This is a genomic window from Streptomyces sp. NBC_00885 (assembly GCF_045207475.1).
In the GTDB taxonomy this organism is placed as follows: Bacteria; Actinomycetota; Actinomycetes; order Streptomycetales; family Streptomycetaceae; genus Streptomyces.
Genome location: NZ_CP108796.1, coordinates 3,396,793 through 3,412,530, shown reverse-complemented (window position 1 = coordinate 3,412,530; position 15,738 = coordinate 3,396,793). Strand labels below are relative to the sequence as shown.

General features: G+C 70.4%; 16 protein-coding genes. 13 read left to right on the top strand and 3 right to left on the bottom strand.

Annotation, left to right across the window (positions count from 1 at the left end):
• Window positions 1-696 precede the first annotated feature (696 nt).
• Window positions 697-1,872: a sensor histidine kinase gene (locus OHA61_RS15210; protein WP_406303468.1), complete on the bottom strand. Its 1,176-nt coding sequence runs from the start codon at window positions 1,870-1,872 to the stop codon at window positions 697-699.
• A gap of 203 nt (window positions 1,873-2,075) precedes the next feature.
• Here OHA61_RS15210 and OHA61_RS15205 point away from each other — a divergent pair, with 203 nt between their 5' ends.
• The 12 genes from OHA61_RS15205 (at window position 2,076) to OHA61_RS15150 (ending at window position 13,424) form a co-directional block, all read left to right on the top strand.
• Complete coding sequence (locus OHA61_RS15205; RefSeq protein ID WP_266479267.1) at window positions 2,076-2,474, top strand: NADH-quinone oxidoreductase subunit A; 399 nt, start codon at window positions 2,076-2,078, stop codon at window positions 2,472-2,474.
• Window positions 2,465-3,070, top strand: a complete 606-nt coding sequence (locus tag OHA61_RS15200; protein WP_406303467.1) for an NADH-quinone oxidoreductase subunit B — start codon at window positions 2,465-2,467, stop codon at window positions 3,068-3,070. Before OHA61_RS15205 ends, OHA61_RS15200 begins: the two co-directional genes overlap by 10 nt.
• On the top strand, window positions 3,067-4,401 hold the full coding sequence (locus OHA61_RS15195) for an NADH-quinone oxidoreductase subunit C (protein ID WP_406303466.1): 1,335 nt from the start codon (window positions 3,067-3,069) through the stop codon (window positions 4,399-4,401). Before OHA61_RS15200 ends, OHA61_RS15195 begins: the two co-directional genes overlap by 4 nt.
• The gene (locus OHA61_RS15190; RefSeq protein WP_406303465.1) at window positions 4,398-5,366 is read left to right on the top strand and encodes an NADH-quinone oxidoreductase subunit H; all 969 of its coding nucleotides are present in this window, start codon (window positions 4,398-4,400) and stop codon (window positions 5,364-5,366) included. Before OHA61_RS15195 ends, OHA61_RS15190 begins: the two co-directional genes overlap by 4 nt.
• Complete coding sequence (locus tag OHA61_RS15185) at window positions 5,366-5,926, top strand: NADH-quinone oxidoreductase subunit I (protein ID WP_361904228.1); 561 nt, start codon at window positions 5,366-5,368, stop codon at window positions 5,924-5,926. Before OHA61_RS15190 ends, OHA61_RS15185 begins: the two co-directional genes overlap by 1 nt.
• Window positions 5,923-6,483 (top strand): NADH-quinone oxidoreductase subunit J, encoded by a 561-nt coding sequence (locus OHA61_RS15180; protein WP_389373848.1) that lies wholly within the window; start codon window positions 5,923-5,925, stop codon window positions 6,481-6,483. Before OHA61_RS15185 ends, OHA61_RS15180 begins: the two co-directional genes overlap by 4 nt.
• Complete coding sequence (gene nuoK, locus OHA61_RS15175; protein WP_406303464.1) at window positions 6,483-6,860, top strand: NADH-quinone oxidoreductase subunit NuoK; 378 nt, start codon at window positions 6,483-6,485, stop codon at window positions 6,858-6,860. Before OHA61_RS15180 ends, nuoK begins: the two co-directional genes overlap by 1 nt.
• Complete coding sequence (locus OHA61_RS15170) at window positions 6,857-8,869, top strand: NADH-quinone oxidoreductase subunit L (RefSeq protein ID WP_406303463.1); 2,013 nt, start codon at window positions 6,857-6,859, stop codon at window positions 8,867-8,869. The genes nuoK and OHA61_RS15170 overlap by 4 nt, the downstream gene beginning before the upstream one ends.
• A 27-nt stretch (window positions 8,870-8,896) precedes the next feature.
• Window positions 8,897-10,474 carry a NuoM family protein gene (locus tag OHA61_RS15165; RefSeq protein WP_406307367.1) on the top strand — a complete coding sequence of 526 codons (1,578 nt, stop codon included), beginning with the start codon at window positions 8,897-8,899 and terminating at the stop codon, window positions 10,472-10,474.
• Window positions 10,471-12,024, top strand: a complete 1,554-nt coding sequence (locus tag OHA61_RS15160) for an NADH-quinone oxidoreductase subunit N (RefSeq protein WP_406303462.1) — start codon at window positions 10,471-10,473, stop codon at window positions 12,022-12,024. The genes OHA61_RS15165 and OHA61_RS15160 overlap by 4 nt, the downstream gene beginning before the upstream one ends.
• Window positions 12,025-12,171: 147 nt before the next feature.
• Window positions 12,172-13,035 (top strand): zinc metalloprotease HtpX, encoded by an 864-nt coding sequence (htpX, locus tag OHA61_RS15155; protein WP_324985414.1) that lies wholly within the window; start codon window positions 12,172-12,174, stop codon window positions 13,033-13,035.
• Window positions 13,032-13,424 carry a YccF domain-containing protein gene (locus OHA61_RS15150; protein WP_406303461.1) on the top strand — a complete coding sequence of 131 codons (393 nt, stop codon included), beginning with the start codon at window positions 13,032-13,034 and terminating at the stop codon, window positions 13,422-13,424. Before htpX ends, OHA61_RS15150 begins: the two co-directional genes overlap by 4 nt.
• A gap of 14 nt (window positions 13,425-13,438) precedes the next feature.
• Here OHA61_RS15150 and OHA61_RS15145 read toward each other — a convergent pair whose 3' ends face one another.
• Window positions 13,439-14,707, bottom strand: a complete 1,269-nt coding sequence (locus OHA61_RS15145; protein ID WP_406303460.1) for an APC family permease — start codon at window positions 14,705-14,707, stop codon at window positions 13,439-13,441.
• Between the two features lie 91 nt (window positions 14,708-14,798).
• Between OHA61_RS15145 and OHA61_RS15140 the strand changes: the two genes are divergently transcribed.
• Window positions 14,799-15,068, top strand: coding sequence for a GlsB/YeaQ/YmgE family stress response membrane protein (locus OHA61_RS15140; RefSeq protein ID WP_324985422.1), 270 nt, complete (start codon window positions 14,799-14,801; stop codon window positions 15,066-15,068).
• Window positions 15,069-15,104: 36 nt separating this feature from the next.
• Here the strand turns inward: OHA61_RS15140 and OHA61_RS15135 are convergent, their stop codons facing one another.
• On the bottom strand, window positions 15,105-15,734 hold the full coding sequence (locus tag OHA61_RS15135; protein ID WP_406303459.1) for an alpha-ketoglutarate-dependent dioxygenase AlkB family protein: 630 nt from the start codon (window positions 15,732-15,734) through the stop codon (window positions 15,105-15,107).
• Window positions 15,735-15,738 lie beyond the last annotated feature (4 nt).

Genomic DNA, 15,738 nt, shown 5'->3' with positions numbered 1-15,738 from the left:
GTCAAGCGTGGGTCCGGGGGAGCGGGGGCGCCATGAGGAGGGGCACCGTGTTGGGAGGGGGGTTTTCCCTACCGTGGGGGTTTGGGGGTGGCGGTCCACGGGGGCCGGGCCCGCGGCGCGGAGCTGCCCGCAGGCGCAGGGTCGGGGCGTCGGGCCTTGTTCATTCTCCGCGGCGGAGCCGCTGGAGGTCGGGGGCGTCAGCCCCTACCTGCTGCTCCGCGCCGGGGCGCGGGGCAGCAGCCCGCACTTGCTGCTCGGCGCCGGGGCGGCGGGGGCTGGACCCGCGTAGCCGCTGGAGCCCGGGGCGTGGGGCGCCGGGGCGGCGCGGGCCGTCCTGCCTAGCGCCCGACCTGCGCCGGGCCCGCGGCGGGAGCTGCCGGCAAGCTAGGGCTCGGGGCGTCGGCCCCTGTTCATTCCCGCGGCGGAGCCGCTGGAGGTTGGGGGCGTGGGGGGCGTGAGTCTCCTACTGCTCCGCGCTGGGGCGGCGCGGCCCGGCCCACGTAGCGCCAGACCCGCGCCGGGCACGGCTCCCGCAGGCGAGCACCTCTGCGGGGTCAACCCCGCGTGGTGTCCCGGTCCGCGGCGAAGCCGTCGGAGCAGCGGGGGTGCGGGGGCGCCGGCCCCCGCCACACCCCCAGGGGTCTGGAGCGAAGCCCCAGTTTGGGGAAGGGGCGGGGTGGGGGAACAACCCCCGCCTCACCCCTCCGCCCGCCTCCTCCACGGCAGCTCCGCCGTCACCACCGTCGGCCCCCCCACCGGCGAGTCCAGCACGAACAGCCCGTCCACCGCCCCCAGCCTCTCCGCCAGGCCGGACATGCCCGTGCCTCCGTCCAGCCGTGCGCCCCCGCGCCCGTCGTCGGTGACCTGGATCAGCAGCCGGTCGTTCGCCCGCCACACATCCACGGCGACGCTCTTCGCCTGCGCGTGCTTGCTGACGTTCTGCAGGAGCTCGGAGACGGTGAAGTAGGCGATGCCCTCGATCGCCGCGGCAGGCCTCTCCGTCAGGTCGACGGTCACCTTGACCGGCGCCGTGCAGCGGGAGGCGACGGACGAGAGCGCCGCGTCGAGCCCGCGGTCGGTCAGTACGGCGGGATGGATCCCGCGCGCCAGATCGCGCAACTCCTGCAGCGCGAGCTTCACCTCGCCGTGCGCCTCGTCCACCATCGCCGCCGCCGTGTCGGGGTCCTCCAGGAGCTTCTCCTTCGCGAGGCCGAGCCCCATCGCGAGGGCCACGAGCCGCGCCTGCGCCCCGTCGTGCAGATCCCGCTCGATACGCCGCAGATCCGCGGCGGCCGTGTCGACGACGACCCCCCGGTCCGACTCCAGTTCCGCGATGCGCCGCTCCAGCTCGTCGGAGGGCGCGAGCAGTCCGCGGACCATCGCCCGGTCCGCGTTGGCCAGGCCGCGCGCGATGAAGGGAAGTACGGGCCAGAGCACGAACAGGCTGACCAGCGTCACGGTGAAGGTCAGTACGCCCCACGGCAGCCGTATGAAGGAGTACAGCACCGACCGCCAGGCCACCGGATCCTTGAGGCTTGCCCACAGCCAGGGAAACAGCCCGTCCCGGCGGTGCGGGCCGTGCAAGGGGCTCGGCTCGTCGATCCGTACGCCGAGCAGCGCCCGCGCCCGGCCCCGTTCCGACCGGCCGAGCAGGCGCGCACCCGCGAGCCCGAGGGCGAGGAGCGGCAGACCGATCACGGTCACTGACAGCCCCGCACCTGTGGAGATCATGACCGCCACGTACACAAAGCCGATCAGCGCGGCGGGCAGATTGGCGAGGAGATGGGCGATCTCCTTCCAGGTGTGGCGGTCGAAGGCGAAGCGCGCGGCCGGCGGCCGGTCGTCGTCGGGTGCGGTGATGCTCGCGGTCATGGCGCCAAGCCTGCCGGGCCGGGTTGCCGCACGCCATGGGGTTCATGGGTGGGATGTAGTAGGGATAACCCCACCTGATGTGCGACTCGACTGCTTACGGTCCCTTTAGCAGGGCCTAGACTCCCGTGCGTAGAGATAGATCGTCGAACAGATCGAACAGATCGGTCAGATCGCCAACGAGGTTCAGGGAGCGAGGGGCAGACGTGCCGGAACCGACCGTGGCCGTGCTCGCGGCGGACTATTTCGAGAGCTATTCGGTCGTCGGACTGCTCGCGTTGATCGGCGTGCTGTTCGTGGCCGTGGCCTTCGGGGCGGGCCGGCTGCTGCGGCCCGTGGTGCCCACGCGGGAAAAGATGCTGACGTACGAGTGCGGCGTCGACCCCGTGGGTGAGGGCTGGGCGCACACCCAGGTTCGCTACTACGTGTATGCCTTTCTGTACGTGATCTTCGCCGTCGACTCGATCTTCCTCTTCCCGTGGGCCACGGTCTTCGCCGCGGCGGGATACGGCGCGACGACGCTTGTGGAGATGTTCATCTTCCTCGGCTTCCTGGCCGTGGGACTGCTCTACGCATGGAAGAAGGGCGTCCTGGCATGGACGTGACCCGGCCCGAGGCCCAGCCCGTGCTCCTGCCGGAGCCACAACGCCTGGGCGTACTGTCACGCCTGGCCCCGGAGCCCATGAAGGTGGTCCTCAACTGGGGTCGCCGCTACAGCCTCTGGGTCTTCAACTTCGGGCTCGCCTGCTGTGCGATCGAGTTCATCGCGGCCTCGATGGCGCGCCACGACTTCATCCGGCTCGGCGTGATCCCCTTCGCGCCCGGCCCGCGCCAGGCCGACCTGATGGTCGTCTCGGGCACGGTGACGGACAAGATGGCTCCGGCGGTCAAGCGCCTGTACGAGCAGATGCCCGAGCCCAAGTACGTGATCTCCTTCGGTGCCTGCTCCAACTGCGGCGGCCCGTACTGGGATTCGTACTCCGTGACCAAGGGCGTCGACCAGATCATCCCCGTCGATGTGTATGTGCCCGGCTGCCCGCCCCGGCCCGAGGCGCTGCTCCAGGGCATTCTGAAGTTGCAGGAGAAGATCGCGCGCGAATCGCTCGGAGAGCGGTACGGAAACGGTGGCGCGCGGGCGTCGGCCGATCAGCTGCGCAGCGGTCTGGTCACCCCGCCGCCGGCGCCGGGAGGTGACCGGTGAGCGCCTACGACCGACTCCCCGACGCCGTTACGGAGATCTTCGGCGACGAAGCCACTGCTGAGCGGGCCTACGACCTGCTCACGGTCGATGTCCCCGCCGGCTCCTGGATCGCCGCGCTTGAGATCGCCCGCGACGGGCTGGGCTGCACGTATTTCGACTGGCTGAGCGCGGTCGACGAACCGGGCAGGGGCTTCCGGGTCTGTGCGCATGTCGTCGCGCTGGGCGGTGGCAGGGTCCGCCGCCTGCTGCTCCGTACGACCGTTCCGCACACCGCTGCATCCCTCCCGTCGGCTGTCGAGGTCTACGCGGGCGCCGCCTGGCACGAGCGTGAGACGTACGAGATGTTCGGCGTCACCTTCACCGATCACCCGCACCTCGTCCCGCTGCTCCTCCCGGAGGGCTTCGAGGGGCACCCGCTGCGCAAGGACTTCGTGCTGGCGGCCCGCGTCGCGAAGGCCTGGCCGGGCGCGAAGGAGCCGGGGGAGTCCGAACACGGCGGCCCCAAGCGCCGCCAGATGCTCCCGCCGGGCGTCCCGGACCCGAACGAATGGGGCCCGCTCAAGGGCCAGCTTCCCCCTGCCCCGGCCCGCCCCGCGAGGGCAGCCCGCACGGCAGGCGCGCCCGCCGCACCCGGCGAACGCCCGCCCCGCCGCACCCGCAGCGTCGCCGAGGGCTCGGCCTCGCAGGAGGCGGCGCCGGTGGAACGCCCGCCGCGCCGTGCCCGCAGCGCCTCGGAGGGCTCGGCGTCGCAGGCCGCGGCTGTGCCCGAGGTGACGGCCGGTGCGGAAACTTCCGACGCTCCGGCCGCCCGGCCCCGCCGGGCACGCACCGCTTCCGAGGGCTCGGCCTCCCAGCAGCCCGCCGCCGCAGCCCGCCCCGGCACCCCGGACGCCCCCTGGCACCACGCCCGCCCGGCCTTCGACGAGTCGGCACCGGCTGAGCCCGGGCCGACGGAGGGCCCCCCAACGCCCGCGCCGGAGCCTGAGCCGAAGCAGCCCGCCCCAGCCCTGGTGGCCGGGACCGAAGCGCCCCCGGCACCCGAGTCTGAGCCGCAGCGGGACCAGCCCGCCCCGGCAGCCGAGAACGAGGCGCCGCCGGAGCCCGAGCCCAAGCAGCCCGCCCCAGCAGCCGGAACCGAGGCGCCGCAGGCGCCCACCGCACCCGAGCCGCCCGCCGACGAAGAGCAGGTGGCCCCCGCGCCGCATGCAGCCCCCGCCGGCGAAGAGCCGGCCCCGTCCGAACCCACCCCCGACGAACCCGAGCGGCCCGAGGCCGACGAAGCCCCGACCGACTCGGACGACTCGGCCGAACGCCCCGGAGGAAGCGCGTGAACGACGCTCTCGACGTGGCCCTCCGGCTGGTCGTCATCCTCGCCGTTTTCCTTGTCCTGCCCCTCGTCATCGGGCAGACCGAACACAAGGTGATGGCCCATATGCAGGGCCGCCTCGGCCCCATGTACGCGGGCGGCTTCCACGGCTGGGCCCAGCTCGTCGCGGACGGCGTGAAGTTCGCGCAGAAGGAGGACGTGGTCCCGGCCGGTGCCGATCGCCGCATCTTCCAGCTCGCGCCCGCCGTCGCCCTTCTCCCGTACCTGCTCGTACTGGTCGCGATCCCCATCGGCCCGAGCGAGGGCGCGGTCGGTCAGGTCGTCGACGCAGGCATCTTCTTCGTGCTCGCCGTGATGGGCGTCGGGGTGCTCGGCTCGCTCATGGCGGGCTGGGCTTCGGCCAATAAGTTCTCCCTCCTGGGTGGACTGCGCACCGCCGCGCAGCTGCTGGCGTACGAATTGCCGATGCTGCTCGCCGCCGCCTCCGTCGCCATGGCGGCCGGCACGGTCTCGCTGCCGGGCATCCTGAACGCCTTCGAGTGGTGGTGGGTGCCCTGGCAGATCGTGGGCGCCCTGGTCTTCTTCACCGCGGGCCTCGCCGAACTCCAGCGTCCGCCCTTCGACATGCCGATCGCCGACTCCGAGATCATCTTCGGCGCGTACACCGAGTACACCGGCCTGCGTTTCGCGCTCTTCCTCCTCGCCGAGTACGCGGGGATCGTCGTCCTGTGCGCTCTGACCACCGTCCTCTTCCTGGGCGGCTGGCACGGCCCGTTCGGGGCGGACGGGCTCGGCTGGGTCTGGACTCTGCTCAAGACCGCCGTACTCGCCTTTGTCGTCATCTGGCTGCGCGTGAGCTATCCGCGGATGCGTGAGGACCAGCTGCAGAAACTCGCCTGGACCACACTCATCCCGCTCGCCCTCGCCCAGATCGCCCTCACCGGCATCGTGAAGGTGGTGATGCAGTAATGCCTCCGATCCCCGGATCCGGCCTCGCGAAGGGCCTCGCCGTCACCCTGCGGACGATGACGAAGAAGACCGTCACTCAGCAGTACCCCGACACCCAGCCCGAGCTCCCGCCTCGCAGCCGTGGCGTGATCGGCCTGTTCGAGGAGAACTGCACGGTCTGCATGCTGTGCGCCCGCGAGTGCCCCGACTGGTGCATCTACATCGACTCCCACAAGGAGACGATTCCGGCTGCGGCCCCGGGCGGCCGCGAGCGCAGCCGCAACGTCCTCGACCGGTTCGCCATCGACTTCTCGCTCTGTATGTACTGCGGTATCTGCATCGAGGTCTGTCCTTTCGACGCGCTGTTCTGGTCACCGGAGTTCGAGTACGCGGAGACGGACATCCGCGAACTCACCCATGAGCGGGACAAGCTCCGCGAGTGGATGTGGACGGTGCCCGCGCCGCCCGCGCTCGACCCGGGCGCCGAGGAGCCGAAGGAGATTGCCGCGGCCCGCAAGGCAGTCGAAAAGCTCGCCGCCGCCCAGGCCGAACCGCCCGCGGACGAGGGAGGTCCCGCATGATGCTCGCCGCAGCCGAAACGCACGGCTTCCTCTCCCCGACCGGCGTCGAGATCGCTTTTCTCCTCGTCGGCCTCGCCACCCTCGGCGCGGCCGCCATCACGGTCACGACCAAGCAGCTGGTGCACGCCGCCCTCTGGCTGGTCGTGGCCCTCGGCGGCCTCGCCGTCGAATACCTGCTGCTGACGGCCGAGTTCATCGCTTGGGTGCAGGTCCTGATCTATGTCGGTTCCGTGGTCGTCCTCCTTCTCTTCGGGCTGATGCTCACCAAGGCCCCCATCGGCCGCTCCCCGGACGCCGACTCCCGCAACGGCTGGGTCGCCCTCGTGGTCGCCCTCGCTGCCGCGGGCGCTCTGGTCTGGGTGGTCGTGGACGCGTTCCGTACGACCTGGATCGACCTGGACGGACCCTCCCAGGGCTCCACCCAGGTATCCGGCGAGATCCTCTTCCGGCACTGGGTGCTGCCGTTCGAGGCGCTCTCCGTACTGCTGCTCGCCGCCCTCGTCGGGGCGATCGTCCTGTCCCGCAAGGACGTCAAGGCTCCCGAGGGGAAGAGCTGATGCACCTCGTCTATCCCGCTGTGCTCGCCGTCCTCCTTTTCTCCGTCGGGCTGTACGGAGTGCTCGCGCGCCGCAACGCGATCCTGGTCCTGATGTCCGTCGAGCTGATGCTCAACGCGGTCAACCTCAACCTCGTCGCCTTCGACGTGTGGATGCGCGACACCCTGCACGCCGGCCAGGCGCTCACCCTTTTCACCATCGCCATCGCCGCCGCGGAGATCGGAATCGGCCTGGCGATCGTCCTGATGGTCTACCGCAACCGCGGAACCTCTGACGTCGACAAGCTTCGCGACACCGCCGAGCGCCCCGACGACGAGCCCCACGACCCGGACGCCGACGCAGCCGCCCGGGCGCAGAAGGCCGAGGCCACCGCGTGACCACCACGACCCTCGCCGTCCTCGTCCCCCTCCTTCCGTTCCTGGGCGCCGCGGCCGGACTGCTCCTCGGCCGCACAGCCCCCGGTTTCGTACGGCCCCTTGCCGTCCTGCCGACCCTCGCCGCGGCAGCCATCGCCGTCCTCGTCGCCGTCCGCCAGGGCGGGGACAAGCCGATCGTCGCCTCGACCCAGCTCACCCCCACCGGGTCGGTCCCCATCGACCTCGCCCTGTACCTCGACGGCTTCGCTGTCCTCGTCGCGGTCCTGGTCGGCGTAGTCGCTTCGTGCGTGCAGATCTACTCGACGGGCTATCTGCGCGAGGACCCGCGCTACCCCTCGTACGCGGCTCTCGTCTCCCTCTTCACCTCCGCGATGCTGCTCGTCGTCTACTCCGGCGACCTGATGGTGCTCATGGTCGGCTGGGAGATCATGGGCATCTGCTCGTACTTCCTCGTCGGCCACTACTGGGAGACGCCCGAGGCGCGCGCCGCCTCCCTCAAGGCATTCCTGGTCACCAAGCTCGGCGATGTCCCCTTCCTCTTCGGTCTGTTCGCGCTCGCCGCTGACGCCGGAACCTTCCAGATCACCGGAATCCTCGGCTCCGTCGCGGCCGGCGGAATCGATCACCCGACGCTGATCGCACTGCTGCTCCTCGCGGGTGTGGCGGGCAAGTCGGCCCAATTCCCGCTGCACACCTGGCTCCCCGACGCGATGGCGGGCCCCACCCCCGTCTCCGCGCTGATCCACGCCGCGACCATGGTCGCCGCCGGTGTCTACTTCGTGGCCCGGCTCCTTCCCGTCTTCGCCGCCTCCGCGGCAGCACTCATCGTTCTCGCCGTGATGGCCGCCGTCACCATGGTCGGCTCGGGCCTCGCCGCTCTCGCCCAGGACGACATCAAGCGGGTCCTCGCCTACTCGACCATCGGCCAACTCGGCTATATGACGGGCGCGCTGGCCGTCGGTAACCGTGGTGCCGCCGTCTTCCACCTCCTTGCACACGGCGCGTTCAAGGCGCTCCTCTTCCTTGCGGCGGGCGTGATCATCCATGCCGCGGGCACCAACTCGCTGGCCGCCATGTCCCGGATGAGCGGCCTCGCCAAGCGCATCCCCGACGCGTACTGGACGATGACCGTCGCCCTGCTCGCGCTCGCCGCCATCCCTCCCTTCGCGGGTTTCTTCTCCAAGGAAGCCATCCTCGTCGCCGCCGAGCACGCGGCGCTCGGCGAATCCGACATCGCCCCCGGCGCCGCCGGCTGGACGGTGCTGGTCTCCGGCCTGATCGCCGCCCTTCTCACCGCCGCGTACGCGATGCGCCTGTGGCTGCTCGCCTTCCGCGGGCGCGGAGCCGAAGCCCCGGATCACGGCCGCGAGCCCGTCGTCATGAACGCGGTGCTCTGGGTGCTCTCCATCCCCTCTCTCGGCATCGGCCTGACCATCGGCTATCTCGACGACTGGTTCGACGGCCAAAGCCTCACCCCGACCGTCACCACCGCCGTCCTCGGCACGGGTGTCGCGCTCGTCGGTGGACTGATCACCTACGGCACCTGGCGTGCCCTGCAGTTCCGCGCGGGAGCAGCCATCGCCAGGGCTCCCCTGGGCGCCGTCGCCGCCCACCCGGAGGCGGCACCGTCGGTCACCGAGGCCGAGGCCATCGCGACCCACACCCCCGCGTACGGCGACATCGCGGCAGCCCCCGACCAGTCGGACCCCGGCCGACTTCTGCTCGGCCCGCTCCACCGCCACGCCGCCGCAGGTTTCCACGTCGACGCGGTCTACTCCGCACTGTTCGTACGGCCCGTCCGGGCCGCAGCCCAGCTGGTCAGCTTCCTGGACCGCGAGGTCGTCGAGACGTACGTACGCGGATCGGGCACGGGAACCCGCTGGCTCGGCGCGGCCGTCCGCCGCGCCCAGACCGGCAATGTGCAGACCTACCTGAGCGCGCTGCTGGCAGGCTCCGTCGTCCTGGCGATCGCCGCCGTCGTCCTTTCCAACGTCAACGCGGGATCGTGAGCCGTGATCGATATCAGCGAGTCCGTGATGCAGTTCCTTCTCGCGTGCATCGTCGTCGGCCCGCTCATCGGGGCCGGGGCCGCGCTCCTGCCCGCCCCGCCCGGGCTGCGCGGCAAGAGCCCGGACCAGGCGGTCCTGCGCCACGGCGTGACCTTCACCGGCGCGATCCTCGCGGCGGCGATCGTGCTCGCCATCGGCTTCGACCACGACCACCCGTCGAAGATGCAGGCCACGACGGACATCAGCTGGATCCCGGCACTCGATGTGCGGATCCACTTCGGCGTCGACGGCATTTCCCTCCCCCTTCTGGTCCTTACGGCGCTGCTGACCTTCCTGTGCGCGCTGTACAGCTACTACAAGATGCCTTCGGGCCCGTCCCCGAAGGGCTTCGTCGCGCTGCTGCTCGTCCTGGAATCCGGGACTCTCGCGACCTTCGCCGTCCTCGACCTGCTGCTCTTCTTCCTGGCCTTCGAGATGGTGCTCATCCCGATGTACTTCCTCATCGCCCGCTGGGGCGGCGAGGAGCGGCAGCCCGCCGCCTGGAAGTTCATCCTCTACACGCTGCTCGGCTCTGTCGTCATGCTGCTCGGCCTGCTGCTGATCGGGCTGAAGACCGGCACATTCGACATGGTGGCACTCGCCACTGACAACGGCCGTGGGCTGACCGCATCCACGCAGGTCATCGCCGCTTTGGCGATCGGGCTCGGGCTGGCCGTGAAGACCCCGATGTGGCCGTTGCACAGCTGGTTGCCGGACGCGCACACCGCCGCACCGACCGTCGGCTCCGTCCTCCTCGCCGGCGTACTGCTGAAGATGGGTACGTACGGGTTTGTCCGCATCGTGCTGCCCATCGCGCCCGAAGGCATGCAGACCTTCGCGCCGTATCTCGCCGCCTTCGCCGTCGTCGGCATCATCTACGGATCCCTGGCCTGCCTCGCCCTCGCCAAGCAGGGCGCGGGCGGCGACCTCAAGCGCCTGATCGCGTACTCCTCCGTCGGGCACATGGGCTTCGTGCTCCTCGGCATCGCGACGATGACCCCCACCGGCGTCAACGGCGCGCTCTTCGCCAACATCGCGCACGGCCTGATCACGGGTCTGCTCTTCTTCCTGGTCGGCGCCCTGAAAGACCGCTACGGCACCGCCGACCTCGACACCCTCTCCGGTGCCACCGGGGCAGCCCTCTACGGCCGGGCCCCGCGCCTCGGCGGCCTCCTCGCCTTCGCCGCCGTCGCCTCGCTCGGCCTGCCCGGCCTCGCCGGGTTCTGGGGCGAAATGCTGGCGCTGTTCGGCGCGTTCGATCCCGCCGAGGGTCTGAGCCGCCCTGCCTTCCTCACGTTCATGGCGATCGCCGGCTTCGGCACCCTGCTCACCGCGGCGTACCTCCTCGTCGTCGTACGCCGCGTCTGCATGGGCGCGCTGCGACCGGAGGGGCAGACGGGGCAGGAGGAGCAGTTCGTGAAGCCGCTCACCGATGTCCAGAGCTACGAATTCGCGGCCTGGTCCCCGCTCGTCGCCCTCACCGTCCTCGCCGGACTGTGGCCCGCCGTCCTCCTCGGCCTCACCGACCCGGCCGTGCAGAAGCTCCTCGCAGGAGGCAAGTCGTGACCGTGGCAGCCGACAGCGTCACCAGCCTCGTCCAGTCCGTCGACTGGCTCACGATCGCGCCGCCCACCATCACCGCCACGGTGGCTCTGATCGTCCTGGTCGCCGACCTGTTCGTGCCCGAGAAGCGCAAGCCGCTGCTCGGGGCCCTCGCGATCGCCGGTCTTGTCGCCGCGCTGATCACCCTCGTGCCGCTGCGCAAGGGCAACCGCGCGACGTTCTGCCTCACGACCGACGCGGACGCGTGCAGTTACACCGCCGACCGCTTCACGCTCGTGATCCAGCTCCTCGTGCTCGGTGGCGCCCTGCTCACCGCTCTGCTCTCGCTCCACGACACCCGCAAGAAGCTCCCCGCAGGGGAGTTCTGGTTCCTGCTGCTCTCCTCGGCGGCCGGTGCGGCACTGCTGCCCGCCTCGCGCGACCTGGCCACCCTGGTCGTCGCCCTCGAGGTCGCATCCCTGCCGGCCTTCGCGCTCGTCGGCCTCAGGCGCGGCGACCGGCTCTCCAGTGAAGCGGCCCTGAAGTTCTTCCTGTCCTCGGTCACCGCGACCGCCGTGATGCTGCTGGGCGTCAGCTTTGTGTACGCCACGACGGGGACCCTGCACCTCACCCAGATCGCGACCGAGCTCGACGAGGTCCCCGGCCAGCTGGACAGTCTCGCCAAGGTGGGCGTCGCGCTGACCCTCGTCGGCTTCGCCTTCAAGACGGCCGCGGTTCCTTTCCACTTCTGGGTCCCCGACACCTATGTCGGCGCCCCGCTGCCCGTCGCCGCGTATCTCTCCGTCGTCGGAAAGGCCGTTGGCTTCTCCGGCCTCATCCTGGTGACGGTCATCGCTTTCCCCGGATACGCGGATGTCTGGGGCCCGGCCATGGCTGTCCTCGCGGGTCTCACCATGACCGCGGGCAATGTCGCGGCGCTGCGCCAGTCGGCCACGCGCGCGTGGAGCGCGGTACGCCTGCTGGCCTGGTCCTCCGTGGCGCAGGCCGGGTACCTCCTGGTGCCGATCGCGGCCGCCGCGTACTCCAGCGACGACCAGATCGGCGCGACCGTCGCGTACGCCCTGATGTACGGAATCGTGAACCTCGGAGCCTTCGCCGTGGCGGCGGTCGTCGCCCGTACCCGGCCGCTCAACCGGATCTCCGACTACCGCGGCCTCTACGCCACCCGCCCTTTCACCGCCCTCGCCATGGGCTTCTTCCTGCTCTGCCTGGCAGGTCTGCCGCCCGGCATCATCGGCCTGTTCGCGAAGGTGACCGTCTTCTCCTCGGCCGTCGACGCGGGCCTGGGCTGGCTGGCCGTCGTCATGGCCATCAATGTCGTGATCGCCCTGTACTACTACCTGCAGTGGACCGCGATCCTCTTCCGCGCCCCCGAAGGGGCCGCGGAGGCAGCCACACAGAGCGCCGAGGCGGGCGGCGAGGCAGCAGCTGCGGCCGGAAGGCGCGCCCCGGCCCCGGTCACCGTGGCCATCGTCCTCACCGCCGTCGTCGGCGTCGTCCTGTCCGGCTATCCCCAACTGGTGCTCCGCTTCGCGGCGACCAACCTGTTCTGAGCGACACCCGAACGGCCCACTCCAAGGGCCGGAGCACAAGGGAACTAGCGTCCCTCGCCTGGCGTTGACCTGTACAGAAGGGTCCACTGGTGAGTGGAGCACCATCACGCGAAGGGTTCCCCTGCGGCACCACTTGGAGGGCGTACCGTGCACCGCCGGCACAACGGGCTGAAGACCGCCGTACTCCTCGGGGGACTGTCCGCTCTCATCCTCGTCATCGGCAGTTTCTTCGGCCGTACGGGCCTGATCGTCGCGCTCTTCGTGGCGCTCGGCACCAACGCGTACGCCTACTGGAACAGCGACAAGCTGGCACTGCGGGCCATGCGCGCCCGTCCCGTCAGCGAATTCGAGGCGCCCGCGCTGTACCGCCTGGTCCGTGAGCTCTCCACCGCCGCCCGTCAGCCCATGCCCCGCCTGTACATCTCGCCGACCCAGGCACCCAACGCCTTCGCCACCGGGCGGAACCCGCGCAATGCCGCGGTGTGCTGCACCGAGGGAATCCTGCAGATTCTCGACGAGCGTGAGCTGCGCGGCGTCATCGGCCACGAGCTGAGCCATGTCTACAACCGCGACATCCTGATCTCCTCCGTCGCGGGCGCGCTCGCCTCGGTGGTGATGTTTCTGGTGAACTTCGCCTGGCTGATCCCCATAGGCCGCTCCGACGACGACGAAGGCCCCGGCCTCATCGGCATGCTGCTGGTCTTGATCCTCGGTCCGCTGGCCGCTTCGGTGATCCAGTTGGCCGTCAGCCGTTCGCGGGAGTACGAGGCGGACGCCTCGGGCGCCCAGCTCACGGGTGATCCGCTCGCCCTCGCGAGCGCCCTGCGCAAACTCGACGCCGGTACGAAGCAGTTGCCGCTGCCGCCCGAGCCGCGCCTCGAGACCGCGAGTCATATGATGATCGCGAATCCGTTTCGCCCGGGACGGGGCCTCTCCAGGATGTTCTCGACACACCCGCCCATGGCGGAGCGCATTGCCCGACTCGAGCAAATGGCAGGTCGTCGCCCGTGAAAACTATCCTGAACGTCATCTGGCTCGTGCTGTGCGGCTTCTGGATGTTCCTCAGCTACATGGTTGCGGGACTCGTGCTGTGCATCACGATCATCGGCATCCCCTTCGGTCTGGCCGCGTTCCGCATCGGCGTGTACGCCCTCTGGCCCTTCGGCTACACCGTCGTCGAACGCCGTGATGCCGGAGCGCCGTCCTGCGTCGGCAATGTGCTGTGGCTGGTCCTCGCCGGCTGGTGGCTGGCGCTCGGCCATATCGTCACAGGCATCGCGCTGTGCATCACGATCATCGGCATCCCGCTGGGCATCGCCAACTTCAAGCTGATCCCGGTCTCGCTGCTGCCCTTCGGCAAGGAGATCGTCCGCACGGACCAGCCGTTCGCAGTGCGCTAGGGGAAGACGCCCCCCTAACCCCTTCGGCGTACCGCGTACACCACGACGCCCACGGCCAGAACCGCTGCGCCCGCCGCCACCGAGAGCGCCGGGAGAGCGAAGGCCAGCACGAGGCACCCGGCGAGCCCGAGGCCCGCGGTCACCCGTACCGTCGTCGCTCGTGCCTGCGTCACTCGAACGGGCGTATCCCCATCCGATTCGGAACTCAGCGTCCATGCCGAGGCGTTAGCAATGGCGTAGTACACCAGCACTCCGAACGACGAGAAGCCGATCGCCCCGCGCACATCCGCCGTCGCCGCCACCACGGCGACGACAGCGCCCACCGAGAGTTCCGCGCGGTGCGGCACCTGGAAACGGGGGTGTACGGCGGCCAGCGCGCCCGGCAGATGACCGTCCCGGGCCATCGCAAGCGTCGTCCGTGAGACGCCGAGAATCAGCGCGAGCAAAGACCCGAGCGCCGCCACCGCGGCCCCCACCCGCACCACGGGCGTCAGCCACTGAGCACCCGCAGCTCGCACGGCGTCGGCGAGCGGAGCCGTCGCCCTGCCCAACTCCCCGGCCCCCAGCACAGAAAGGACCGATACCGCCACGCATACATAGACCACCAGCGCGATGCCCAGCGCCAGCGGCACGGCACGCGGAATCGTACGAGCGGGATCCTTCACCTCCTCGCCCAGCGTGGCGATCCGGGCGTACCCCGCGAACGCGAAGAAGAGAAGCCCCGCCGCCTGGAGTACGCCGCCGGCCGAAGCGTCCGCGCCCACGTCCAGCCGATCGAAGTCCGCCGAGTCCGAGCCGAGGGAGACGACGACGACCGCAGCCAGAACCGCCAGTACCACCGCCACGATCGCCCGCGTCAGCCACGCCGACTTCTGAACGCCCCCATAGTTCACGGCAGTCAGCGCCACCACCGCGGCGACAGCGACCGCGTGCGCCTGGTCCGGCCAGGCATACGCCCCGACCGTCAGAGCCATCGCCGCGCACGAAGCGGTCTTCCCGACGACAAACGCCCAGCCCGCCAGATAGCCCCAGAACTCGCCGAGCCGCTCCCGCCCGTACACATACGTCCCGCCGGAAGCCGGATAGCGGGCGGCGAGCCGTGCCGACGACATGGCATTGCAGTACGCGATCACGGCCGCCATGGCCAGCCCCAGCAGCAGCCCCGAACCGGCAGCACGGGCGGCGGGACCGAGTGCCACGAAGATGCCCGCGCCGATCATCGACCCCAGCCCGATCACGACCGCGTCGAAGACTCCCAGGGACCGCCGCAGTTCCGGTGTCATGTGACGACCCTACTGATCTCCGCAACCACGCTCAGTCCCCCCGACGTCCTTGAGAGCACGAGCAACACCGTACGAAAGGCAGGTTCACGGCATGGGCATCATCAGCTGGATCATTCTCGGGCTGCTCGCCGGCGCCATAGCCAAGATCCTGCTCCCGGGCCGCGACCCGGGGGGCCTGATCGGCACCACGCTGATAGGTGTGGCAGGAGCGTTCATCGGCGGCTGGATATCGGCCCGGTACCTCGACCGGCCCATCACCAACGAGTTCTACGACGGGGCGACTTGGGCCGCAGCCATCGGCGGCGCGCTCGTGCTGCTGATCGTCTACCGGATCCTGTTCGGCCACTCGCGCTCGCGCTGACGCCCGCAGTACTCGCCCAGCACCCGCCGCGCCTGCTCAGCCCGGCAGACCGGTCTCCCGCAGGGTGATGTTCAGCCGTCCACTGCTCATGCCCGTCGCCGGGTCGGCCGTGCCCGGGTACACCTTCGGCACCCCGTGGTACGCGAAGCGTGTGGGTCCGCCGAAGACGAACAGGTCCCCGGACGCCAGCTCCACATCCGTGTACGGCCGCCCCCGCGTCTCGGTGTTCCCGAACCGGAAGACGCAAGCGTCGCCGATGCTCAGGGACACCACCGGAGCACCGGAGCGCTCTTCCTTGTCCTGGTGCATTCCCATCCGCGCCGCACCGTCATAGAAGTTGATCAGGGCGGTGTCGGGGGCGTACGCCTGATCCGCCTCGTCCTCCCCGTACGCCGCGACAAGGGCCGACCGCCCCAACTCCACAAGCCAGTCAGGGAATTCGGCGACCCGGGCGCCGTTCACATCGTCCGCCGTGCGGCTGTACCGGTACGGCTGCCAGTGCCAGCCGACGCACACGGTCTGCACGGACATCACACCGCCACCCGGGAGCACGGTGTGGCGGATCGGGACCGGGCCGAGAGCCCAGGAGCGGCATGCCTCCACCAGTTCCCGCTGTCGCTCCACCGCCAGCCACCCCGGCACATGCACCGCCCCAGGGGCGATCACCGCC